A 22,204-nucleotide genomic window follows, 5' to 3' on the forward strand; every position below is an offset into this window, starting at 1 on the left:
CAATGAGTTCAAGATATTTATTTCTTATGGCAGTGCTATTGCAAAGTGCCTTCTTGTCTGGCCAAGAGCTCTCTATGGAACCCTATGAATTCATTTCCAGAGCGGGAGATACGGTTTCGGCAGAATTAGGACTGTTCTATGTTCCAGAAAATCGAAACGAACAAGGCATGGATTCCCTTCAATTGGCCTTTGTACGATTTAAAAGCACGAATCCGAATCCTGGTACTCCCATAGTCTATTTGGCGGGAGGTCCTGGGGGCTCAGGGACAGGGACAGCTCGAGGCAGGCGGTTTGAACTATTTATGAAGCTCAGACAGGTGGCCGATGTTATCGCCTTTGATCAACGAGGAACGGGAATGTCACAGCGCTTACCGGACTGTCCCTATCGCGCCGAATTCCAACTCGAAAAGGCAATCGAAAAATCAGAATACGTCGAGAAGGCCATTCGAAATGCCCAAAGCTGTATGGACTATTGGGAAGGAGAAAAAGTAGACCTTAGCGCTTACAATACCACCGAAAATGCAATAGATATCGATGCCCTGCGACAGGCACTGGGCTCGGAAAAGATCTCGATTTGGGGTATCAGCTACGGTTCACATCTGGCTTTCGAATACATCAGACTCTTTGAAAATACGATTGACCGAATGGTACTTGCCAGTCTGGAAGGACCCAATGAAACCATTAAACTTCCTGAAAACACGGAGGAATTTGTAAAACATATCGCTTCGCTTGCTGCAGATAATTTTGGCTCGGAAACGAAATACCCCAACCTGCTGGATACTATAAATGCCGTCCACAATCGCCTCGCAAATCAACCGGCCACAGGCACTTTTATCAACAGACAGGGAAATGTAGATACAGTAGGGATTTCGCTATTCGAGTTGCAAGCCACCATCGCAACTTTTTACCTTAAGAACCCATCGGATTCTAAAAACTTGCCCCAGCTTTATTCCGAAATGTATGCTGGTGATTTTAGCGCTATTGCTGCAAATGTAATGGTGATTAAGCGCTATGTCCTGAATAGTATCAGGCCTATGCCTTTTGCCATGGATATGCAAAGCGGAATGTCTCGTGAGCGGGCACAAAAGATCAACGAGCAAATAAACAATACGCTATATGGGAGCACAATAAATTTCCTCCTCTACGAGATGATGACCGGCCTTGACTTTCCCATGCTCCCTGAAGCATTCCGTCGCATGGAAAATAACGATGTCCAGGCCTTGTTGTTAAGCGGAACCCTTGACGGGAGAACCTATCTCACCAGCGGGAAAGCCCTAGCCGATAAGTTTACAAAAGGGCAACACCTCGTTATAGAAAACGGCGGACACGATTTGTTTATGCAGTCTCCCGAAATCGGCAATACCATACTTGAGTTTTTCAAGGGGAACCGCATAGCTCAAACCCGTATTGTCCTGGATCCAGTACCCTTTAACTAACTCTTGGATTGAAAGGATTATTCGTTTAAGTGTGGTAACTTAGAAGAAAAAAGAATATGGCAAGTCTAAATAGAATAGGACTGAACACCGAAAAAAGCCAGGAACTGGCCCAGCTACTTAACGATTTACTTGCAAATTATTCCACCTTTTATCAAAATACGCGTGGATACCACTGGAATATTAGCGGAGACAAATTCTTTGAGCTGCACCTGAAATTTGAGGAATTATATAACGACCTCTTTTTGAAGATCGATGAAGTAGCGGAGCGAATTCTGACCCTCGGATACAGCCCGCAACACCAATTCACAGAATACCTCGAAAAAGCAGATATACCTGAAAGCAAGGAGGTCACTGATGGCCGAAAGGCAATCGAGCAAATCCTGAGTGCCTTCAAAACGCTGCTTACGAAGCAACGGCACATTCTGGACCTGTCGGCCGAAATAAATGACGAAGGCACCAACGCACTTATGAGCGATTATATCCGGGAGCAGGAGAAGCTTGTTTGGATGTATTCGGCTTATCTGAGTTAATGTTAGCTCCACTAAATAGAACTTAAGCGCGTGAAAATTAAAAGCATATCAACAATTGCATTGATTATAGGTCTGATCCTGTTTACAGGCTGCAGGCAAGGTACTGAGTCAAGCCGTGCGCCTAGTGCAAGTACCCCATCTGCAGTACAAGAGGAAGCCGCAATCCTCGCTACCCTCAATGCGGAAACGGCTGCTGCATTTTCCCGGGACTATGATAGCTGGCAAGCGAAGTGGGTGCATAGCCCTTTTGTGACCAAGACCTATATCGATTTTCCAGAGAATACCTTTACGGAAACCAGAGGATGGGAAGAAGTAGATGGGTTTGTGCGGGAATTCTTTCTGGAACATCCTGACCCGGAACCTGCCCCACAACCTCTCGATGAAATCGCCGTCAGGTTGTATGGCAATGGAGCTTGGGTAAGCTATGAGGCAATGGATTCAATTCGGGGATTAAAGCGGGAGACTCGCCTAATGGAAAAGATAGACGGTCAATGGAAAATTGCCGGGATGCACACGACCATCTATGGGTTTGACAATAAGTAAGTGTAGCAGCGCCTAATGCGCCAAGAGACTATCGTGAGAGTTGACCATATATTCATTTTTACGGATCCAGACGGAGAAATAGCCGATGACTTGGTCAAATTTGGTTTGACAGAAGGTAGTAGTCGTGTCCATGCTGGACAGGGTACAACTAATCGAAAATTCTACTTTGAAAACTTCTTTCTGGAAATACTATGGGTCCACAATCCTAAGGAAATCAATAGTGAGCCTGCACTTTCCAGCGGATTAGGGGTTCGAGCGAAAAATTCAGACCATGGCTTTTCCCCTTTCGGATTATGTCTTGTTAATACCAAAGAAAGTGATGCCTTATTTACCGATGCTTTCCCCTACCAGCCCAATTACTTTCCTCAAGGCATGGCCGTAGATGTACTAAAAAATGAAGAACAATCAGAACTGCCCTGGACATTTCGACTGCCTTTTAAAGGGCCGAAGAAATACGAAAACGAGCCAAAATCCCATCGAAATGGGATAAGCGTGCTGGACAAGGCACTATTCGAATATCCGGAAAGTTCCAGTCAACAATACACCGACTTTTTTAAACATTCGGAGCAGGTATTCTTTAAACCGTCAAATCGGGTTTGGCTGACTTTGTATTTTGATCAGGGCCGACAAGAGAAAATTAAAAGCTTTGAACCACTAAAGTTGACTATTGCATATTGAGCTAGGCAACAATAAAGCGGGAATTAGCGTCTTTTAAATAAGCGCTCATATTCAGAAACTATGAAAACCATATCGAAAAGTCTCGTTGCATTTCTCTTGTTTGGCTTTCAATTATCCGCCCAGGATACTTTTAATCCCGAGACTGCCTTGGCTGATCTTACTGGAAAGAAAAGGAATATCGGAATCGCAGCAGGGTATTCCATTGACGGGGAACTGGTATGGTCAGGGGCTGAAGGCTTTTTATGCGAAGGCGAAAGCGATGCTTTTAGTACTTCAACGCTAACCCGGATAGCCTCGATAGCCAAAAATTTCACGGCAGTGGCCATCATGCAACTGGCCGAAAAAGACGTTCTCGATCTCGAGGCTCCTATTTCCACATACCTGGAAAACCTCCCCCAGGATAAGCAAGGAATTACTACCAAGCAGTTGCTCGCTCATACTTCGGGTGTTTCGCAATACCTGGACGAAAAGGAAATAGAAAACACAAAACATTTCGGGACACTGGAGGAAGCCATGCAGGTCTTTATTAACCGACCCTTGCTCTTTGAGCCGGGCTCAAAGTATTTCTATACGACCTATGGGTATGTTATCCTGGGACGCATCATTGAGGAAACCGCCGATATGAGCTATTGGGAATACATGGAGAAAAACATCTTTGCGGTGGCCGGCATGAACAATACTACAATTGAGGAAATAGGCAAGAGCTATCCCAATAAGTCCTGTCTCTATCACAATAACGGTCGAAAGGCAAAGGCTGGTAAACAAAACGATTTGAGCAATCGAATTCCCGGAGGCGGATTTCACAGTACACTGGAAGACGTTTTGAAGTTTGGAAATGCCTTGTTAGAAGGAAAACTCATTCCCCTTGAGGTCCTGGAAAATATGACTCAGCCCCAGCCTGTGGAATACGATGGGAACAAATACAGTTTGGGTTGGTTTCTCTATGGTCCCGCGCCAATTGAAAATGTAGTCATAGGTCATAGCGGCGGGCAAACCGGCTGTACAAGCCAACTCATGATCGTCCCAAAATCTAAAACAGTTGTAGTTGTACTGTCCAATACCTCGGGAAACTATCCGCAGATAGCGACTTATGCTTCTAATCTGGTAGGCTATTCAGAAAGACAAAAAGCCCCCTGAAAATTCAGGAGGCTCTTGAATTAAAACGGGTTGCAAGGGCCGTTTATAATCCCAAGGCGGTAATTACTTCCTGAGGCAGGAGCACTTTATTTACGATGTGTACCACCCCATTTCGGGCTTCCACATCCTCAGTGGTTACCTGGGTGTGATCGTTGGAAAAATCCTCGAGGTTAATAACCCCGTTGCTTCGGATATTCACCCCAATGTTTTCCCCCTGAAGAGTAGTAACACTACTAACCGAGCTCAGATCTGCCTTAAAGGAAGCGCCGGATACCACATGGTAAAGGAGCACTTTTACCAGGAGGTCTTTTTCGGCCTGAGTATCAAAATCGGCAAGACTGCTGTAGTCTGGTCCTAAAATATCCAGTAACTCCGCGAAGGCTGCGTTGGTAGGTGCGAAAACGGTAAAGGGTCCACCTTCGTCCAGGGTTTCCACGAGGCCAGCATCGGCTTGCACCAGTGCATCGACCAAAAGGCTCAAGTCGTCGGTTTCCGTGGCAATATCAACAATAGTCTTCATTTGCATCATCGCGAGGAAGTCTACGGCCTCCTGGGGCAAAAGTACTTTGTCAATTACATGAACTACCCCGTTGCTGGCTTCAACATCCGCAATGTCTACATGGGCGCGCCCTCCGGAAGCATCTTCTATAGCAACGCCATTAGAATTAATACGAACCGTTACATCTCCTCCGTTTACGGTCGGGATCATTTGTCCGTCACTCAAATCTGTTGAAAAGGCAGCGGTTCCGGAAACTACATGGTAAGTAAGGATAGCTACCAACAGATCGATTTCTTCATCGGTATCAAAATCGTCCAGGCTGTTATAGTCATCGCCCAGGGCATCAAGTAGTGCCACAAAGGCTTCGTTGGTTGGGGCAAAAACGGTAAATGGCCCGTCGCCGCTCAAGGTCTCCACCAATCCGGCGTCGGCAGCAATCAGGGCATCAACGAGAATACTGAGATCGTCGGTTTCCTGAGCGATCTGTACAATGTTTTTGGCTTGCAAGGAAGCTACAAAATCAATGGCAGCTTGAGGTAGTAACACTTTGTCAATGGTGTGGGCAACGCCATTTGAGGCGAGGATATCGGTTCCAGTGATATTGGCATTAACATCAGAAGCATCCCCGATTACAAAAGTATCTCCTGAAGCGATTATCTCCAGGGAATTATCGGCCAGTGCAGTTCCTACTGATCCTTCGGCCAAATCGGCTTCGAGTACTTGCGCAGGAATAACATGGTACAGGAGGATATCTGTTAGCAGCGCCAGTTCGGCTTCCGTATCGAAATCGTCCAGGCTATTGTAATCGTCTCCAAGGATATCGAGCAGGGCGAGGAAAGCGTCGTCAGTTGGAGCAAATACAGTAAAGGGACCATCACCACTTAAAGTTCCGGCCAGGTCAGCTTTGATTACGGCAGCTTCCAAAACAGAAAGCGCTTCGGTCTCCACAACGATTTCTACGAGGTTTTTAGAATCTTCCTCCATATCGTCTTCCTCTCCTGCCAACGCATCGAGGATGGCCTGAGGTACCAACACTTTGTCTATGACATGAACAATACCGTTGGAAGCAGTGACATCCGGAATAACGACTTCGGCATCTACATCGGTTGCATCATTGATGAATACACCGCCTTCAAGGGAAACCGTAAGGATTTCACCCTGAACAGTAGTCAGCTCCTGCCCTTCACTCAGGTCAGTCGAAGCAGCCGCAGCACCAGCAATTACGTGGTATTGCAGAATTGTTGCCAAAATGGCTCGTTCTTCCGGGGTATCGAAATCCTCCAGGGTATCAAATCCATCCAGAGAATTCAGCAGCGCGGTGAAGGCTTCGTTAGTTGGGGCAAATACGGTAAAGGGACCATCTCCACTTAAAGTAGCGATCAGGTCGGAATCTTCATTTTCGTCTGCGGTGGAAAGAGCGGCAACAAGGTTGCTAAGGGCTTCAGTGTTCTGCGCGGTAACAACAATATTGTCGTCCATCTCACGCATTTGATCGTCATCGTCGTTAGGATCGCATGAAAATGCGAAAAGGGTAACTGCCAGGAGCAGTAAGGTCGATTTAAAATTCACAAAGTGTTTCATAGGATTTTTTTAGATAGAATTAGTTACTGGGAAATTGATGGGATGTAAATTGCAACGTTGCTTTTGTTTAATCTTTTTTATAAAAAGTTTAACAAAATGGCCAGAAAAGTCAGACAAATACCCGTAACTGTAACGCTATCGAACTAAATAGGTCTTTATGTAGGCAGAGATAAAAACCAACCAAAATGAAGTATATATCCTTACTAAGCTGTCTACTTATCGTAGTCAGTTGTGCTCCGGAAGTGGCTGTGAAAGAAGAGTCGATAATTCTGGCCGGGGAGTCGGGAAGTCGCCTGGATAGCCTGCTCACTCCGTACATAGTTGGCTTACGAGAACAGACCGATAACAAGGCGGGATTGGTAGTAGGCATATCCAAGGGGAATCAGACTGTTTATGCCAGGTCATTTGGATATGCCGATGCAGAGAAGAAGATTCCTGTCAACTTCAAAACCAAATTCCACATCGCCTCACTTTCAAAACCGTTTGTTGCAGCAGCCATACTCAAACTCGTGGATATTGGAGCCCTCAGGCTCGAAGATAAAATCAAAAGGCATATTCCTGAATTTGTGATGGCAGGTCAGGGGTATGAAAACATATCCATAAGAAACATTCTTACCCACACTTCGGGAATTCCGGCCAACATTAAAACTGCAGATTGGACAGATCCGAGTTTCGGCCCCGGGGCGTTGGAAGAGAACCTGGATCTCTTACGCGATATACAATTAGAGTTCGAACCCGGATCGCAATACAGCTATAGTAATTCGGCCTACGACTTACTGGGATTGTTAATCGAACGAGTAAGTGGGATGCGCTTTTCGGAATTCGTCACCAAAGAAATCCTGGTTCCAGCAGGAATGTCCGAAAGCGTTTACACGAAACCCAAAGATACCCTGCCAGAGGATTGGGCCCTTTCCTATTCCTATGGGCTCCAAACCCAGCCTTGGACCCCTTATCCCTACAACGAGCGGTTGTTCCCGAGTTCCGGCTTGGTGACCAACCTCGAAGACATGATGCTTTGGGCCACACTAAATCTTGCACATGGTGAAATAAATGGTATTGAGGTTTTGGGTAAAGACCATTATGAGAAGATGCTTTCCCCTCAATTTGCCACCCCCTGGGGTGATAATATCGGGCTTAGTTGGTTTTTGCAGTCCTATTTGGACAGGCCAGTGATAATGCATCAGGGACAGGACACCGGTTTTGAAGCTATTATTTATCTCTATCCAAAAGATTCCGTTTCAATCGTGGTCATGGCAAACAGGGATTATTCAAGAACTGGCAGGATAATCAATGCAGCTTCTGAAATATTATTCGCGGACGATCTGAAAACTTATTCAGTCTCCGCTAAATATCCCTTTTCCAAAACATACCGGGAAGGGGGTATCGAAGCTGCACGTCTGAAATGGGCAGAACTCCGTGCCGATACTACAGATAACTATTACGTTGACGACGACGATATCCTAAGTACGGGAGCCATTCTGGAAAATGCAGCATACTGGAATGAGACCAGGGAGGTACTCGAATTTTATAAGGATCTCAACGACCAATCCACCTATGCCTGGCGATTGCTCGGAAATGCCTATTTACACCTGGGAGATACGCTCCAGGCTATTGCACACTATGAGAAATGCCTTGAAATCAATCCTGAGTATGAGAAAGCCAAAGCCGCCCTTGCGCCTTTCCGATAAAATCCAGGTAAAGATTTTTAGTTACAATTCATCCCAGAATTTCTACAATTCGGTACCTTAACTTGTGGATATCCCCGGCTCATGGGCATCTTTAAATAAAAAACATGCCGCACGATTTTACAGGTTGGATTCACACCCTCGCAGCACTGGTCGCTCTGGTGAGCGGCAGCTTAATTCTTGCAAAAACCAAGGGTACCCGGTGGCACAGGAGAACGGGCAGGGTCTACGGGATAGCCATGCTTACGGTTTGCGCCACCTCTTTCATGATTTACAGACTGCATAATTCCTTTGGGATTTTGCACTTCTTTGCGCTGGTGAGCACAATTACCCTAATCCTGGGGATGCTCCCGCTTTATCGTAAGGGAGTAAAGAATGCCATAGTGCGCCACCTCGCCTGGATGTACTGGTCGGTAATTGGACTTTACAGTGCTTTTATCGCCGAGATACTAACCCGCGTCCCACGACTTGTCGGAATCGATACCAATTTTGGAATGTTCTACGGAATAGTAGGGTTATCGGCTGGTTTAGTAGGATTTATTGGCGCCTATTATTTTAAGCGGAAGATTGGGAATTGGGAAGAAGCATATGGTTGGGTTAAGTAAGCCAAAGAGATTCCCTATCTTCAAGGTAGTTCCATCCATATTGCACTACAATGAAAAGCCTGCTCACTTCACTCTTACTCATATTTCCTTTTTTATTATATGCCCAGGAGGATACCTACATCGAAGAATACCTCGAACGCTTTGAAAATTCCAAAAAGTATACCCTATTGGTAGCGGAATTGATGCCGGAAGAGCATTACGGTTACAAGCCCACCCCACAATCGCTCTCTTTCGCCGAACACCTGATGCATATTTCCTGGGCCATGGATTGGCACAGTCAGTCGCTCCTGGGGGAGCGCCCGGCCCGAGATTGGGAAACCGATAATGAACTCAAGGTGCATACCAAATCCAAGGAAGAAATGATGGCCACGGTGGAACGGACCTTCGCCATAACCCATAAATTCATACTGGAATTTGATCAAAATCGGCTTGGGGAACGCCTCGACTATTTTGGACTGGACCGCTCCAAACGCCAAATTTTAATGCTTCTTGCAGATCATATAGCACACCACCGGGCACAGCTATTGGTCTACTTGCGTCTAAATGGAATTCAGCCGCCGCGTTATGTGCTCTATCAGTAAATGATGAACGAATCCGGATTCAATTTTAAGAAGGGGCTAAAGTTCTTACCTCAGATTCTACTGGTCGGTATAGGAATTGGTAGCGCGAATTTCGTAATGCATGGGGAAAACAATTGGTTACAATGGACCATCCAGGCCATGTCGACCAGCTTGATTATTGGCTATGTGCTTGTTGTCCTCGGTGCCAATCGAAGCTGGTTAGAAAGCAATCTGAAACCTTCCTGGAAGCGCTATGCGATTGTGGCTTTGTTCTTTGTCTTAGCCGCCCTGGTTGCCACCGAAACCGAGCAAATCATCCGGTCCTCCGTTTTCAGCGGAGGGGATTACAAGCCGTTATCGGCAGGGAAAATGTATTTATATAATAGTATTATCTCCCTGGTTCTGGGGTTTAGCTTCTTTCAGTTTGACGTCTCAAAAAAGACTTCCGGATCCGAAGCTAGTGAGCAGGATATCCCGCTGCCCGAGGGCAACGATCCAGAAGTCGCTGCAAACGATCCTATTCGCAAAATCCCCATTAAACAAGGCGAAAATATCCATTTCATAGACCTGGATCAGGTAGTTTATTTCGAAGCGCATGACAATTATTCCTTTGTTCATACTACTGGAGGACAACGAAAATTATGCGACTACTCCCTACGCTTCCTGGAGTCCCGGTTGAGCGAAGGATTTTCCAGGGTGCACAGGAAGTATATTGTAAATCAATATCATATCACACAGATTCGTCCGCATTTAAATGGACGTTATCAGATCGCATTCCCAAACCCGGTTGCGCCGATTACAAGTAGTAAGAGCTATACCGCCAACATTCGAAAACTCATAAAGATCGAATAGACCTGACAGAGTGAACCTTGTCGTTAGCCTAATGATTCAATATCCATTCACCAAGAATTGGGTATCGCTTACTTGAATTAAGGGTCACTTACCATATTTCCCTTTCGTACCTTATTGATTTACTGCTATTTGCATGTACTTATACCGTAACTATGGAAATAGCACATAAAGCCAACATTGTACTCCACGTGGTCACAGGGACAATAGCGTTGCTCCTGGGACTTGTTGCCCTGCTCAGCCTTAAAGGCGGAAAAATTCATAACGTAAGTGGCAGATTCTTTCTTCGATTAATAAGCATTGTTATCCTAACCGGTTTAATCGGAGTATTCATTTATGGGAGAAATGTTTTTCTCCTCGTCATTACTGTATTGAGCGGGTATGTTTCTTTTTCAGGATACCGGGTATTACAAAATAAAACCAATCGGATAAAGCGTCTGGACATCCTGGTTGCTCTTACCAGTATTTTGGTACTGACCTACTTTCTGTACTATTTCAAGTCCATTGGAATGATTTGGGCTCCTGTAATTATTTACAGCACTGTAGGGGCATTGCTGTTGGTCGTTACTTACGACATGCTCAAGTTCCTGATCCCTGCGGACAAATATGTTCGCAACAGAATATGGCTTTACGAACACATTTATAAGATGACTAGTGCCTTTTCCGCATTGCTTTCGGCCTTTGTAGGCACGGTCCTGGAGCAATACCAACCGCATAGCCAGTACATTCCTTCTGCTTTGGGAATACTGATTATTATCGGATTTATGATTTACACCTATTTCTATGGCTTAAAGAAATTCCCCAAGCGCTAAGTTCCTATATTGCAGGTAGCCTGATAGATCAATCGGGGTTAACTCATGCTTGATGAACACAAATCGGATATTTTGGATCGGAATAATTGGTGTAAGCCTATTTGTGCTGACGGCGATTGTCGGTGGGTTGTTGATTGAAGGATATAGTCCGGTAAGCCAGCTCATAAGCGAATCTTATGCCATAGACACCGCGTATGGAGGGTATTTAAGGGCCATTGGATACATTCCAAGTGGAATATTGATCGCCCTGTTTTGCTTCAAAGCTGCGCCCTACTTCCGCGGTTTTAAGCTGACCCGGGTCAACATTATTGGTATCGGCATATTTTATGGTTTGGCCACGGTTGTCGTATCCATTTTCCCCTGCGACAGTGGATGCAATACGGATTTAATAGATCCCAGCATTTCACAGTTGATCCACAACCTGATGGGAATACTCACCTACCTCTTTGCACCGGTTTGTATCCTGCTTACAGGAGTTGGGACCAATAAATCCGATCAATTCAGGAAGTTTTCAAGACAAGCGATAATGCTCGGTTTCCTGAGTTTTGCCTCCGTGGGTTTATTGATTGGTGCGGGCGAATCGGATTACGTAGGTTTGATTCAAAGAGTGGTCGAAGCCACCTTTGTCCTTTGGGTGTTCTCCTGTGCATTTGCCTTGCGCTCTGGAAAGCAAATTCAGGGCTGATTGTATTTCTTTATCAGGTACCAGGTTATTACCCCGGGTACAACCAGGGTTTGCCATAGGAAAAAGAGCAGTTGTTCCCATCCTCCCAGTTCAAGCCCTTCCTCCTTCAACACAAAGAGGGAATCCCCTAAGGGTCCTGCCGATAGTATTACAATGCTTACCAGAATCCATCCAAAATGCAAGCCTAGCGGAAGCCATAGAGATTTGGATTTGGCAAAGGCAAAGGCAAACATCCATCCAGCAGCACCAGTCAGCAAAAAGACGTAAATCATCGGAATCAAGCCACGATCAAACATCTGGTAGCTGAACCAATGATAAATACCAAAAGCTACGGCGCTGAGAATACATGCCCATTTAATCCCAAGTCGTCTAATCAAGAGGTAAAGGATGGCACCCCGGAATATGAGCTCCTCAAATAATGCTGCCTTGAAAGTCCACCAGGTGCCAAAAAGAGCTTCACTAATTCCATAATCCGGATTTCTTATGTAGGAGGTGTCCTGAAAATAAGCCTGTCCCAAAAGATTCAAGGCACAGAAAACCGCCATAAGGATCATCGCTACCGAAAAAACTTTAATTCTGTGAAGAGTAGGTGAAATACCAAGCGAGGTGATGTGCTCCTTTGCAAAAAGCCACAGAAGCAGCCAGGAAAGTGCAAATACGACGAGAACTCCTAACATAGGTCCAGAGAAAAATCCTAACTTGATAAATGTAAGTCAAAATAATATGATGCCCCATCCTATGAGAATTTTGCACATCCTAATTGCACTGTTGTTTTCCAACCTGGTTTCTGCCCAGTTCATTAAAGAAAAAGCGATAAACGCGCAACTAGGCTATGGTATAAGTGTCCCCTACAACAGTCTAGACGATATCTCGGATACAGGCTTTTTTGCTCAGGGAGAATTAGTGCTTTCGGCCGCCAGCTGGGTGGAATTTCGGCCTTATGCCGGGATACTGATTACCAATTCCGATGGCCGGGATATCGATGGAACGCCTACCGCAGAGCTTGCAGAATCCAAAGCATTTTTAATCGGCGGCAAGGCCAGGATAAGGGCTCCCATTCGCTGGGTTGCTCCCTACATCGAAGCGGGTATTGGAGCTTCCATTGGTAAATTCGAGACACAAACTTTCTTTGATTCCATTGAAAGAAGTGGGCTGATCTATCACCTACCGGTCTCGTTTGGCCTGGAACTTGGTCGGAATAACAACTTTGATCTGGGATTCATGTATTTCTTTCAACCAACCGTACAACAATTCGCCGGGGCATTCACCATAGGGGTTACCTTTCCTTTGAATAACTAGGCCCGGAAATTAAATGCAGGTAAAGCGATGCTTTTTTGCTGCAAAAATGAATTCATCTCCCAATGAAAAAAACAATAATACTCATAGCGTTGACACTTGGAACAATGCAAGTTGGACTTGCTCAAAAAAAGTCCAAAAAAAAGAGCAAAGAAGAGCGTAAAACAGAGCAGTATCAGCGCTATAAGCAAGCGATGATCGATACCACTTTCTTTTTCCAAACCGAAAAAATAGTACTGCCCTATACCCCATACAACGGTACCGGCGGTTATTTCGCCATCGAACCTTCGAAAGTGCGTATCCAGGAAATCGATTGGGTGAATGCCACTGGGGACAAATCTAGAATACGAACAGTTGGGGTTCTGGAAGGCTATCAAACGCGATGGAACGATCAGACAAGGAGTCTGCAGGCAGATTTCAGTTGTGTGATTAAAGGAGAACGCTACTTGCTCCAAATTTCCTTCAGTATAGACAGTGGAGGCCAGATCGATATTCAAAAGGGAAATGAAAAAATGCGATTCGAAGGTAAAATCAAATCCTGATGGAGCCACATCCACAACTCACTACATTTTTGCAGCCCTACGGCAATGCTATTCAGCAATTAGTCCTGGAACTCAGGGACTTTATTCTGAAAACTGTTCCTCAGTGCAATGAGCTCATTTGGGACAACTACAATGCCGTAGCCATCGCTTATTCCTTATCGGAGCAACTTAAGGATGCTTTCTGCCATCTCTCGGTTTATGCAAATCACGTAAACTTTGGTTTTAACCGGGGATCGGAATTACCTAAAACTTCCTTAGTTTTAAGTGGAAACGGCAAACTCATCCGACACCTCAGCGTCAAAAACATTGAGGATTTCCCTGAAAGTGCTGTGACAACACTGGTCTACGCAGCATTGGGAATAGCCGAAAACAGAAACCCTTCCTTATCTGAAGCAAACTTAGAACCGAAGAGCATTGTAATGAGTATTTCGGATAAGAAAAGAAGACCCACTTAGAACCAGAAAATCGTGATAACAAAGTATCCTATTTCGCTACTGATAATACTCTTAATGATCAGTTGCAACAACGAGGCAAATCCCCCAGCGGTCAACTATTCCGAAGATGTGGTTGCTACACCTGTTCCCTTTGCACCCGGTATAATTGCCACGGAAGATAATAGTGAATTTGAACTGACTTTTTCGGCAGACGGACGTCGCGTTTACTTTTCCCGCCGGGCGCCCGGCGAAAAACAAGCCATATATCAAACCGATTTCGTAGCAGGGAACTGGTCCAATCCAACGCGCGCACCTTTTTCCACAAACCGGGACGAAACAGCCATGATTACGCCTAACGGGAAGTATCTCTACTTTGGGTCTGAAAGGCCCTTACCCGGCAAACCAAATCAGGGTAATTTCGATATGAATATCTGGGTCATGGAACAGACAGCCTCAGGATGGGGTACGCCTGAACCCCTGCCCGAACCCATCAATCAAGTGCAGGTAAGCGGGGAACAATGGCCATCCTCCAACAACAATTTCTTCTTTAGTAACGACAACGAAACCTTTTACTTCACTACCATGAATCGAGGTTCTGAAAGCATTAAACTATATCAAACAACATTAAAGGACGGAGCCTATTCGGAGCCTGAAGTCATTACAGGACTCTTTGATGATGAGAAATTCTGGGTGTATTCCGCAGTGATATCCCCGGACGGTCAGTATTTGGTTTTCAACTCCTATGGAGCACCGGGAGGTGCCGGCGGTGAAGATATATTTGTCTCCAAGCGCACAGAAACCGGTTGGAGTAAGGCTAAACCCATTGGCCCGCTTGTGAATACTACTAATGAAGAGAGCAGTCCACGGTTTTCCAGGGATGGTAAGTATTTTTTCTTTAGCCGGGCCGAGAACCTGGGCAACTACGAGTATGGGGAATGGGGCATCTTTTTTGTTGAGACAGAATTCCTCAATTTAGCCTCCATCCACAATCCATAGTGCATGATCAAATTCTTCCGTAAAATCCGCCAGCAATTGATCGCTGAAAACAGAGTAAGCAAGTATCTGCTTTATGCAATCGGGGAAATCATTTTGGTGGTAATTGGTATCCTGATAGCGCTTTCGATAAACAATTGGAATGAAAAGCAAAAAGACCTGGCGCAGGAGCAACTCATCTTAAAACAACTACGCGCGGAATACCAGAGCAATCTCGCGCAATTAGACGAAAAGGTTCTTATGCGTGAGGAAGGCATTGAGGCCTGCCACCAATTGCTCAGCTATATCGACAATCCGGAAGAGGTAACTTCAGATAAACTTTATGATGCGCTTTGGCATTTGGTGCTCGATCCAACTTTTGATCCCATTAAAAATGATATCGTAGGGTCAGAAAAAATCCGGCTGATAAGGAACCAGGAACTAGTTAGAATTCTTTCTAATTGGTCATCAGATGTTTATCAGGTTCAGGAATTGGAACTAGAATTTCAAAAAATACGAACTGAATTTACCGCGCCCTGCCTGACTAGATTGGGCATTGCCCGAAATGTTAACAATCGTGTTTGGCAAGAGGGATATTCCCCCATCGAAGCTCTTGAGAAGGATAGAAATTTGAATTATAAGTTCACTATGGGGCCTACCCAAAAAACTGTCGATTTGCAAGCCGTGCTCTTCGATGTTGAATTGGAAGGTTTGGTTAGCTGGACCATCTCCTTTTTTGAGAATACCAACCTCCAATCCCAAACCCTGCGCAGCCGGATAAAACAGATGCTGGAAATATTAGATCAGGAGATCGCAGATTGAGTTGTATCTTGTAGGAAAACCGCTAATACTCCCTGCCTTGAAGAATTTGTTTCCCTGCTTCATTTTTTTGCTGTCCTTTACACTAAATGCTCAAACTGAGGTAACATTTTTCGTAGAAGATATTCCTGAAGGGACCGAAAATGTTGGGATCAGGGGGAATACGGCCCCTTTGAGCTGGGAAAGTTCTGCCGTGCTACAACCTTCGGGCACGGGGTATTCGATTCAGCTTACATTTCCCCAGTCCGGGGCAGACCTGGAGTACAAGTTCGTATTGTTTGAAAGGGACAATGACGTTATCTGGGAAAACACGCCCAATCGCAGTCTCAAACTACCGGCTACCGGGGAGCTTATCACAGTCAATGCGAAGTGGAATCGGGAACAGGTCCTGGACATCAGCAAATTAGAACCCATTCCTCCCGAACTCCTCCTGGAGGATTACAAACTCGTGGAAACCCTGGTCCTGGATCTTCATCCGGGCACCTATCGTTATAAATCAAAATCTGAGATCCAGGCAGCACTGGATCGGCTTAAGGGAGCCTTTAGCGAACCCCAAACCCACCAGCAAGCCTATCTGGCCGTATCCCGAATGATGGCAACCCTGCAATGCGATCATACCAAAGCGGGTTTTAATAATCAGACCCCGATCATTAATTCCATAATTCACTACCAACCCGATAAGTTGCCTTTTACCTTTCGGTGGTTTGGCGATGAGATGATCCTAAAAGAAAATGCCTCTCAGCAGAACGAACTGCAGCGAGGCACTGAGATTGTGGCCATAAACGGTATTCCGGTGGGAGATATAAAAAGGGAAATGCTTCCTTATATAGGAGCCGATGGAGCAACGGATAAGAATCGGGAATACAAAATGGAAATAAACGGGTACGATTTCCGGTACAACGCCTTCGATATTTTCTTCCCCTTGCTTTATCCCATAGAGAACAATCAAGTTCAACTGGAAATTAGACAACCCGGGGAAACCGATACCAAAGCTATTACCGTGACTACGTTAACCCGGGAAGACCGGTCGGCCCTACTCGCTTCGAGATATCCGGATTTTCCCGAAACCCGGGACGAAATGTGGTCCTTTGAAATCCTGCCTGGGGAAATCGCCAAACTTACGCTGAATTCCTTTGGTCTGATGGGCTGGAAGGCAATGACTATCGATTATAAAGCGTTTCTGGATGCGGCTTTCTCCGAAATTCGGAATAGTGGTATTTCCAACCTCATTATTGATATCCGGGAGAATAACGGAGGTAACGATGAAATGGCGATAGAACTGTTTGAATACCTGGCCAGAACCATGCCGGCTTACGATCGGGAGGGACGGACGCGCTACAAGTCATTCCCGGAATCCCTGAAATCCCATATCCGTACCTGGGGGGATAATCCCTGGTACTATGAGTTAAAGCCTAAAACGGCAATGACCGAGGAAGGATATTACATCTTTGAGGAGGAGGGAAATCGTAAAAAGAGTAAGAAGCCGATTTATGAAGGGAACACCTATTTGCTTACCAGTCCTGCCAACACTTCCCTGGCTTTTTATACCGCCCTTCGATTTAAAACCCAGAACCTCGGTGTGATGATCGGTGGAGAAACCGGGGGAAACCTGAACGATATCAATGGCGGGCAGATCATTTTTTTAACCCTGCCTCATTCCCAAATCGAAATCGACAGCCCGGTTATGGGAGGATTTAGCCGGGAACCACAACCCAATACAGGAGTAATGCCTGATATAGTGGTGCCTATAAAAAAGGAAGACCTGCAACAAGGCCGTGATGTGGTCCTCGAGCAGGCCCTTGCGCTAATTCAAAAACGCTGACTTATTCTATTATCACCCGGTTTTGTGCCAGGTTAAAGGACATTTTCTGGTGCTTATGCCCAATGAGAAAAGGTACCGGCAAACCATCCAGGACCAGGTCGAATTCCCGGGTAAAATCTCCTATTTGCAGTTCTGTGATTTTGGTGCCCGGCAGTTCTACGGGCAATGTGTAGAGTACATAACTGTATTGCTCGTAGGTCTTTTCCTCCTTTTTGGAATAATCCTTCAAATAAATCTCAGGTGGAATGATATCCACCCCGGAACCTGTATCAAGTACAGTTGTGTATTTCTTTCCCCTTAAGGTAGTTGAAGTTATGGGCTTGCTACCATAGAAAATAAATGGAAGACCTTCTGTCATTTCAGTTTTCTCGTGGAAAACCAATTCATTAGTAGTCCAGTCGAATGTTACCTGTTCTATAAAACCAAGGAAAATGTCCAGACCCATAATCATATCGAACTTTGGCCCGGTGTATTCTCCTCCAGATTCCGAATCCGGAGCGGTATAACTCCCGGGAATATTGGTCATAATCATCGATCCAATTTGAATCTCCGGGATCAATACCGGATGTTTTTCAAAGGTTATTCCAAAGGCAGGGAGCGATCCACTTCGCACTATCGTAGTATCCCGATCCATATTGTATTTACGAACCCATTCTGCATTGATTCCCACTCCTCCTGCACCCGTATCCAACATCACGGTTAGGGTATCTTTTCCATTTAAAATGGCTGTGAACAGATTTTTATCCAGTGGTGTAGCCGTTTTTCCCTCAAGTGCAATTTCCATTGCAGGTTGAGTTGCGTAGAATTGATAGAATTCATTTAATAATTGCGGATCTTCTTTGAGCTTGCTTCCTAGCAGGTTCTGATCGCGTTGATAAACAAGCGCGTACCCGCGAAGCTTATTTAGGAAGTCGTACTGCCCGTCTGCCTTGGTTTCCGCACTCAGGCCTTCAAAAGCCTTTTGATATTCCCCCTTGGCATAGGCTTGCAAGCCAGGTGCATAGCGATCCAGATCCCGAGCGACCACATCGCTGATGTAGGTCGATAATTCCTGAGCCTGGGTAAAGGTTTGGGCAAAAAGTAAAATTAAAGCAACATAGATCTTCTTCATGGTGTGTTTTTTTGATTCGATCACAACTTAAGTGCTGTAAGTAGAGATGTAAAGAGATTCCCGACGAGTTGCCCTATAGATTGATAAGTCGCCTTGCTATCCCCACACAACTGTAAAATTCATAACTTGTAGTAATTGCTTGAAAAATTGCCTGTTATGAAAAAGATCGTACTCACGTTAGGATTCGTCAGCTGCCTGTTATTGTGCTGCTCCCGATCCGCAAACGACCCTATGTCCGAACAATCTATTTTTGAAAGGACTGAGTCGCCGGTTTACAGTAGTCCAATTGGTTTAGCCGGGGATCCATCAATACTGAAAAGCGGAGATTCCCTGCTGCTCTATTATACCGCTGAAGAAGGAATCGCTCTGGCTTATTCTTTAGATAATGGTCAAAACTGGATGCGACCAACCAATGCGTCTTCTGATTTTATCGCATTAGAAAAGCGTCCCGATGCCTGGGATAATGTCCTGGAAACCGTTGAGGTAATTAAAGTCAACGAAGAATTTAAGATGTATTACACGGGCTACCGGGAAGGTGAAGGAGATACCCCTCAAGCCGAAAATTACGAGATAGGCCTGGCAACCTCCCGGGATGGTCTGCGCTTTGAGCGCGTTGCCGAAAGTATCGAGGCTCCCATAATCCAAAGAGATGTTTCCAATGATAATACGTTGGACCGCCATGCTATGACCAGCCCAGGGGTCGTTTATGAAAATGGGACCTACTATATGATTTATGCCGGATGGAATGTGGCTGACAATTGGACAGGCCCGAATGCAGGGATACGCATACTCGGCGCCACCTCTACCGATGGAATACGATGGGAAAAAATCGCAGCCCCGATAATCAGTCCCTCGGAGGTCACCTATAGTCCCGATATCAATGAAGCCACCTTAATGAAATCAGAGGATGGCTGGTGGTACATTGTATTCTCTACAGATAGGAGTATAGGCATCGCACGATCTAATTCCTTTTCAGGGAGTTATCAAATTTACCCTGAGGCTATAGTCGATCCACTATTTGAATGGGATAGTGAAGTTACCGCCCCTGATGGGATCATTGAAAACGGCAAATTCCGGATTTGGTACCACGGTGTTAAAGAACCCGAATACTGGCCCTGGCTTATCGGATACGCCGAGGCAGATTATCCCTTAAATTGGGAATGAAAATAACGTCGATAACGAATCAGATGTCTGAAACAAAAATCGCATATACCCGGAAATTCCTGAGGGTAATCCTATTGCAGGGATTGGTATGGTTCCTGTTCTTTGTGGCAAACCTGTTCTTTACCGAGCAGAAAGATTGGATTGCTTATGCCTGGTTGGCATTGAGTTTATGGTATTTTGGGAATTACTGGTATTGCACTACTCAAAAATACCTCGTCCTTACTGAAAATTACATCCGAACCAATGGCTTATTCGGAAGGCGGATAGCCTGGGACGAGGTGGTACGCATTAAATACTTTGCCGGGGATCTGATCCTGAAGACCACAGGGGGGAAAGACCTCATCATCAATACGCAAATTATTGACCCGGGTTCCCTGGATTTACTCAAGGAGAAACTGCAGCGATTTGAACCAAAGCCTTTGACCGTTTAAGCCTCACGAATTCCATGACCGAAAAACAAAAAATGCTGAATGGGGAACTCTATGATTCCCGGGACCCGGAAATACTGAAGATGTATCACAAAGCCAGGCGGCTCGGGGCCGAATATAATTCCCTTGATTCCGAAAATTTTGAAAGGAGACAACAAATCCTGCAGGAGTTGCTGGGTAGTGTGGGCGAAAAGGTTTGGATAGAGGCTCCTTTTTTATGTGACTATGGGGAAAATATAACCATAGGGAACGGCACCTTTGTCAATGCAAACTGCATTTTTCTGGATTGCAACAGAATAACCATTGGCAAGAACGGGCTCATAGCGCCCTACGTCCAGATATATACTGCCGATCATCCGCTCAAGGCCGCTGATCGTATTCTGGGACCAGAATCGCAAACCCCATATCGTACTTCGGCCAAGCAGGTTTCTATCGGAGATAATGTCTGGATTGGCGGAAACTCTGTAATCTGCCCCGGGGTTAGTATCGGGGACAATGTTACTATCGGAGCCGGCAGTGTGGTGACCAAGGATATCCCGGACAATGTCCTGGCCTTTGGAAATCCCTGTAAAATCCAAAAACAACTGTGATACTTAAGCCGGAAATTAAGGAGCTGATGGAACAAAGCGTGCTTTGCTGGCTGGCTACGGTGTCGGAAGAAAGTATGCCCAACGTTTCCCCAAAAGAGATTTTCACCGCCTTCGGGCAAGACCAGGTCATAATTGCCAATATTGCTTCCCCGCAAACGGTTCGCAATATTAAAACACAACCGCAAGTCTGCTTAAGCTTCGTTGAAGTGTTGGTCCAAAAAGGCTATCAGCTAAAAGGAAATGCGCGCATCGCTACGGAGTCCGATCCCGGGTATCAGGAAATGAAACAAACCCTGGAAGATATGACTTTGGGGAAGTTTCCCTTCGGCTCGATTATAGTTATGGAGGTGGAATCGGTCAAACCCATCCTCGCTCCCAGTTACCTCTTTTACCCGGAGACGCAGGAAGCAGATCAGATTCAGGAAGCCAAAAGACGCTACAACCTGGAAGTTTAATCACTGCCACTGGCTGGAGTTTTCCGGTAGTTTTTCTTAGCTTTTCTTAATAGCTTTAGACAATGCTTAATAAATGCCCTATCGATGCGTAAATCACTGTTCTTTTTTCTATCGCTTTTTTGTTTTTCAATCAGTTCATGCTCTCAAAGTGATAACCAACCGCTTAATAATGAGACTGACTCAGAGCCCACTGCTGCAGACAATCCAGACGAAAACCAGCAAGGAAATACTGCTTGGGAACTGGTTTTTGAAGAGGAATTTGACCAGGGTTTCAGTCGCTGGAATATTTGGAATTCCGGTGCTTTCAATGAAGAAATACAATTCTATCGCGGCGAGCAAATTCAACTTACCGATGGGTTGTTGGAAATTTCTATTCAGCGGGAGGCTGTCACTGGTCCGGCCCTGCCGGGAGACGCCACTCCCAAAGACTTCGAATACGTGTCCGGGCGTATTGAAAGTAAAATGCAATTTGCTCCTGCTAATTTTGAGGGACAGCGCGAATATCGCTTTGTGGCTCGAATAAAGCTACCGGCCGGACATGGCATGTGGCCGGCATTCTGGACCTATGGAGACCCATGGCCTACTCAAGGAGAAATCGATATCCTGGAGTTTCGCGGGGGAGAAACCCAGGAATATATTTCGAATATTTTTTATGGACCTGATCCTGGGATCAATATCAATTCCAATACAGTGGCCGAACATAATATCGGCATTGACTTAACAGCTGATTTCCATATTTATGAAATGGTTTGGAAAGCAAATATGATCGAAATTTATTTTGATGAAGAATTGATTCATACCTACCGGGCGAATGGCTCAAACAATATATCACGGTTCTTTGGTAGAAAGCAAAAAATAGTCCTGAATACCGCGGTAGGGGGATTGTTTTTCGAGGATCGTAATTCTGCGAATTACGCAGATAGCGCTACGATGTTAGTCGACTGGGTTCGCGTGTACAGGCGATAACGACA

25 protein-coding genes are annotated in these 22,204 nt (G+C 45.4%); 22 read left to right on the forward strand and 3 right to left on the reverse strand.

Features of this window, described 5'->3' with window-relative positions; genetic code table 11:
• Positions 1–26: 26 nt before the first annotated feature.
• From BM318_RS12525 to BM318_RS12545, 5 genes are read left to right on the forward strand one after another with little or no spacing between them, the layout of a single operon-like run.
• Positions 27–1,436, forward strand: coding sequence for an alpha/beta fold hydrolase (locus tag BM318_RS12525; protein WP_177218311.1), 1,410 nt, complete (start codon positions 27–29; stop codon positions 1,434–1,436).
• Between the two features lie 56 nt (positions 1,437–1,492).
• Positions 1,493–1,966: a Dps family protein gene (locus tag BM318_RS12530; RefSeq protein ID WP_092982926.1), complete on the forward strand. Its 474-nt coding sequence runs from the start codon at positions 1,493–1,495 to the stop codon at positions 1,964–1,966.
• Positions 1,967–1,996: 30 nt separating this feature from the next.
• Positions 1,997–2,509 (forward strand): nuclear transport factor 2 family protein, encoded by a 513-nt coding sequence (locus tag BM318_RS12535; protein WP_143099979.1) that lies wholly within the window; start codon positions 1,997–1,999, stop codon positions 2,507–2,509.
• A gap of 15 nt (positions 2,510–2,524) precedes the next feature.
• Positions 2,525–3,187, forward strand: coding sequence for a hypothetical protein (locus tag BM318_RS12540; protein WP_092982928.1), 663 nt, complete (start codon positions 2,525–2,527; stop codon positions 3,185–3,187).
• 60 nt (positions 3,188–3,247) lie between these two features.
• Complete coding sequence (locus BM318_RS12545) at positions 3,248–4,324, forward strand: serine hydrolase domain-containing protein (protein ID WP_092982929.1); 1,077 nt, start codon at positions 3,248–3,250, stop codon at positions 4,322–4,324.
• 43 nt (positions 4,325–4,367) lie between these two features.
• Here BM318_RS12545 and BM318_RS12550 read toward each other — a convergent pair whose 3' ends face one another.
• Positions 4,368–6,404: a fasciclin domain-containing protein gene (locus tag BM318_RS12550; RefSeq protein ID WP_092982930.1), complete on the reverse strand. Its 2,037-nt coding sequence runs from the start codon at positions 6,402–6,404 to the stop codon at positions 4,368–4,370.
• Positions 6,405–6,589: 185 nt separating this feature from the next.
• Here BM318_RS12550 and BM318_RS12555 point away from each other — a divergent pair, with 185 nt between their 5' ends.
• The 6 genes from BM318_RS12555 (at position 6,590) to BM318_RS12580 (ending at position 11,600) form a co-directional block, all read left to right on the forward strand.
• Positions 6,590–8,092: a serine hydrolase gene (locus BM318_RS12555; protein WP_092982931.1), complete on the forward strand. Its 1,503-nt coding sequence runs from the start codon at positions 6,590–6,592 to the stop codon at positions 8,090–8,092.
• Between the two features lie 104 nt (positions 8,093–8,196).
• On the forward strand, positions 8,197–8,694 hold the full coding sequence (locus tag BM318_RS12560; RefSeq protein ID WP_092982932.1) for a DUF2306 domain-containing protein: 498 nt from the start codon (positions 8,197–8,199) through the stop codon (positions 8,692–8,694).
• A 50-nt stretch (positions 8,695–8,744) separates the two neighbouring features.
• Positions 8,745–9,275: a DinB family protein gene (locus BM318_RS12565; protein WP_092982933.1), complete on the forward strand. Its 531-nt coding sequence runs from the start codon at positions 8,745–8,747 to the stop codon at positions 9,273–9,275.
• Positions 9,276–10,106 (forward strand): LytR/AlgR family response regulator transcription factor, encoded by an 831-nt coding sequence (locus BM318_RS12570; protein ID WP_092982934.1) that lies wholly within the window; start codon positions 9,276–9,278, stop codon positions 10,104–10,106.
• Between the two features lie 152 nt (positions 10,107–10,258).
• Entirely contained in the window at positions 10,259–10,915 is a 657-nt protein-coding gene (locus BM318_RS12575) for a hypothetical protein (RefSeq protein WP_092982935.1), read from the forward strand.
• Positions 10,916–10,967: 52 nt separating this feature from the next.
• The gene (locus BM318_RS12580) at positions 10,968–11,600 is read left to right on the forward strand and encodes a DUF998 domain-containing protein (protein ID WP_092982936.1); all 633 of its coding nucleotides are present in this window, start codon (positions 10,968–10,970) and stop codon (positions 11,598–11,600) included.
• On the opposite strand, the gene BM318_RS12585 is transcribed toward BM318_RS12580, so the two are convergent.
• Positions 11,591–12,154 carry a CPBP family intramembrane glutamic endopeptidase gene (locus BM318_RS12585; RefSeq protein ID WP_218155003.1) on the reverse strand — a complete coding sequence of 188 codons (564 nt, stop codon included), beginning with the start codon at positions 12,152–12,154 and terminating at the stop codon, positions 11,591–11,593. The genes BM318_RS12580 and BM318_RS12585 overlap by 10 nt on opposite strands.
• 184 nt (positions 12,155–12,338) lie before the next feature.
• On the opposite strand from BM318_RS12585, the gene BM318_RS12590 reads away from it, so the two are divergent.
• From BM318_RS12590 to BM318_RS12615, 6 genes are all read left to right on the forward strand, one after another.
• The gene (locus BM318_RS12590; RefSeq protein WP_092983532.1) at positions 12,339–12,899 is read left to right on the forward strand and encodes a hypothetical protein; all 561 of its coding nucleotides are present in this window, start codon (positions 12,339–12,341) and stop codon (positions 12,897–12,899) included.
• Positions 12,900–12,961: 62 nt separating this feature from the next.
• Positions 12,962–13,438, forward strand: a complete 477-nt coding sequence (locus tag BM318_RS12595; RefSeq protein WP_092982938.1) for a hypothetical protein — start codon at positions 12,962–12,964, stop codon at positions 13,436–13,438.
• Positions 13,438–13,893: a DUF1801 domain-containing protein gene (locus tag BM318_RS12600; RefSeq protein ID WP_092982939.1), complete on the forward strand. Its 456-nt coding sequence runs from the start codon at positions 13,438–13,440 to the stop codon at positions 13,891–13,893. Before BM318_RS12595 ends, BM318_RS12600 begins: the two co-directional genes overlap by 1 nt.
• A 54-nt stretch (positions 13,894–13,947) precedes the next feature.
• Positions 13,948–14,868, forward strand: a complete 921-nt coding sequence (locus BM318_RS12605) for a TolB family protein (RefSeq protein WP_092982940.1) — start codon at positions 13,948–13,950, stop codon at positions 14,866–14,868.
• A 3-nt stretch (positions 14,869–14,871) separates the two neighbouring features.
• Positions 14,872–15,666: a DUF6090 family protein gene (locus BM318_RS12610; RefSeq protein WP_092982941.1), complete on the forward strand. Its 795-nt coding sequence runs from the start codon at positions 14,872–14,874 to the stop codon at positions 15,664–15,666.
• A gap of 67 nt (positions 15,667–15,733) precedes the next feature.
• Complete coding sequence (locus BM318_RS12615; RefSeq protein WP_245759849.1) at positions 15,734–17,485, forward strand: S41 family peptidase; 1,752 nt, start codon at positions 15,734–15,736, stop codon at positions 17,483–17,485.
• Position 17,486: 1 nt separating this feature from the next.
• Here BM318_RS12615 and BM318_RS12620 read toward each other — a convergent pair whose 3' ends face one another.
• Positions 17,487–18,596: an aspartyl protease family protein gene (locus BM318_RS12620; protein ID WP_143099981.1), complete on the reverse strand. Its 1,110-nt coding sequence runs from the start codon at positions 18,594–18,596 to the stop codon at positions 17,487–17,489.
• A 156-nt stretch (positions 18,597–18,752) separates the two neighbouring features.
• Between BM318_RS12620 and BM318_RS12625 the strand changes: the two genes are divergently transcribed.
• The 5 genes from BM318_RS12625 (at position 18,753) to BM318_RS12645 (ending at position 22,199) form a co-directional block, all read left to right on the forward strand.
• Positions 18,753–19,760 carry a glycoside hydrolase family protein gene (locus tag BM318_RS12625; RefSeq protein ID WP_143099982.1) on the forward strand — a complete coding sequence of 336 codons (1,008 nt, stop codon included), beginning with the start codon at positions 18,753–18,755 and terminating at the stop codon, positions 19,758–19,760.
• A 23-nt stretch (positions 19,761–19,783) separates the two neighbouring features.
• Entirely contained in the window at positions 19,784–20,191 is a 408-nt protein-coding gene (locus BM318_RS12630; RefSeq protein ID WP_092982945.1) for a hypothetical protein, read from the forward strand.
• 14 nt (positions 20,192–20,205) lie between these two features.
• Entirely contained in the window at positions 20,206–20,778 is a 573-nt protein-coding gene (locus tag BM318_RS12635) for a sugar O-acetyltransferase (RefSeq protein ID WP_092982946.1), read from the forward strand.
• Positions 20,775–21,233: a pyridoxamine 5'-phosphate oxidase family protein gene (locus BM318_RS12640; RefSeq protein WP_092982947.1), complete on the forward strand. Its 459-nt coding sequence runs from the start codon at positions 20,775–20,777 to the stop codon at positions 21,231–21,233. Before BM318_RS12635 ends, BM318_RS12640 begins: the two co-directional genes overlap by 4 nt.
• A gap of 84 nt (positions 21,234–21,317) precedes the next feature.
• The gene (locus tag BM318_RS12645; RefSeq protein WP_092982948.1) at positions 21,318–22,199 is read left to right on the forward strand and encodes a glycoside hydrolase family 16 protein; all 882 of its coding nucleotides are present in this window, start codon (positions 21,318–21,320) and stop codon (positions 22,197–22,199) included.
• Positions 22,200–22,204 lie beyond the last annotated feature (5 nt).

Source organism: Robiginitalea myxolifaciens, from assembly GCF_900115205.1.
Taxonomy (GTDB): Bacteria; Bacteroidota; Bacteroidia; order Flavobacteriales; family Flavobacteriaceae; genus Robiginitalea; species Robiginitalea myxolifaciens.

Coding starts and splice junctions, on each gene's coding strand:
- BM318_RS12575 (WP_092982935.1), top strand. CDS start 10,259: ATGGAAATAGCACATAAAGCCAACATTGTACTCCACGTGGTCACAGGG.
- BM318_RS12525 (WP_177218311.1), top strand. CDS start 27: ATGGCAGTGCTATTGCAAAGTGCCTTCTTGTCTGGCCAAGAGCTCTCT.
- BM318_RS12595 (WP_092982938.1), top strand. CDS start 12,962: ATGAAAAAAACAATAATACTCATAGCGTTGACACTTGGAACAATGCAA.
- BM318_RS12610 (WP_092982941.1), top strand. CDS start 14,872: ATGATCAAATTCTTCCGTAAAATCCGCCAGCAATTGATCGCTGAAAAC.
- BM318_RS12570 (WP_092982934.1), top strand. CDS start 9,276: ATGATGAACGAATCCGGATTCAATTTTAAGAAGGGGCTAAAGTTCTTA.
- BM318_RS12560 (WP_092982932.1), top strand. CDS start 8,197: ATGCCGCACGATTTTACAGGTTGGATTCACACCCTCGCAGCACTGGTC.
- BM318_RS12540 (WP_092982928.1), top strand. CDS start 2,525: ATGCGCCAAGAGACTATCGTGAGAGTTGACCATATATTCATTTTTACG.
- BM318_RS12585 (WP_218155003.1), bottom strand. CDS start 12,154: ATGATCCTTATGGCGGTTTTCTGTGCCTTGAATCTTTTGGGACAGGCT.
- BM318_RS12550 (WP_092982930.1), bottom strand. CDS start 6,404: ATGAAACACTTTGTGAATTTTAAATCGACCTTACTGCTCCTGGCAGTT.
- BM318_RS12545 (WP_092982929.1), top strand. CDS start 3,248: ATGAAAACCATATCGAAAAGTCTCGTTGCATTTCTCTTGTTTGGCTTT.
- BM318_RS12620 (WP_143099981.1), bottom strand. CDS start 18,596: ATGAAGAAGATCTATGTTGCTTTAATTTTACTTTTTGCCCAAACCTTT.
- BM318_RS12630 (WP_092982945.1), top strand. CDS start 19,784: ATGTCTGAAACAAAAATCGCATATACCCGGAAATTCCTGAGGGTAATC.
- BM318_RS12565 (WP_092982933.1), top strand. CDS start 8,745: ATGAAAAGCCTGCTCACTTCACTCTTACTCATATTTCCTTTTTTATTA.
- BM318_RS12530 (WP_092982926.1), top strand. CDS start 1,493: ATGGCAAGTCTAAATAGAATAGGACTGAACACCGAAAAAAGCCAGGAA.
- BM318_RS12605 (WP_092982940.1), top strand. CDS start 13,948: ATGATCAGTTGCAACAACGAGGCAAATCCCCCAGCGGTCAACTATTCC.
- BM318_RS12635 (WP_092982946.1), top strand. CDS start 20,206: ATGACCGAAAAACAAAAAATGCTGAATGGGGAACTCTATGATTCCCGG.
- BM318_RS12580 (WP_092982936.1), top strand. CDS start 10,968: ATGAACACAAATCGGATATTTTGGATCGGAATAATTGGTGTAAGCCTA.
- BM318_RS12600 (WP_092982939.1), top strand. CDS start 13,438: ATGGAGCCACATCCACAACTCACTACATTTTTGCAGCCCTACGGCAAT.
- BM318_RS12645 (WP_092982948.1), top strand. CDS start 21,318: ATGCGTAAATCACTGTTCTTTTTTCTATCGCTTTTTTGTTTTTCAATC.
- BM318_RS12590 (WP_092983532.1), top strand. CDS start 12,339: ATGAGAATTTTGCACATCCTAATTGCACTGTTGTTTTCCAACCTGGTT.
- BM318_RS12625 (WP_143099982.1), top strand. CDS start 18,753: ATGAAAAAGATCGTACTCACGTTAGGATTCGTCAGCTGCCTGTTATTG.
- BM318_RS12555 (WP_092982931.1), top strand. CDS start 6,590: ATGAAGTATATATCCTTACTAAGCTGTCTACTTATCGTAGTCAGTTGT.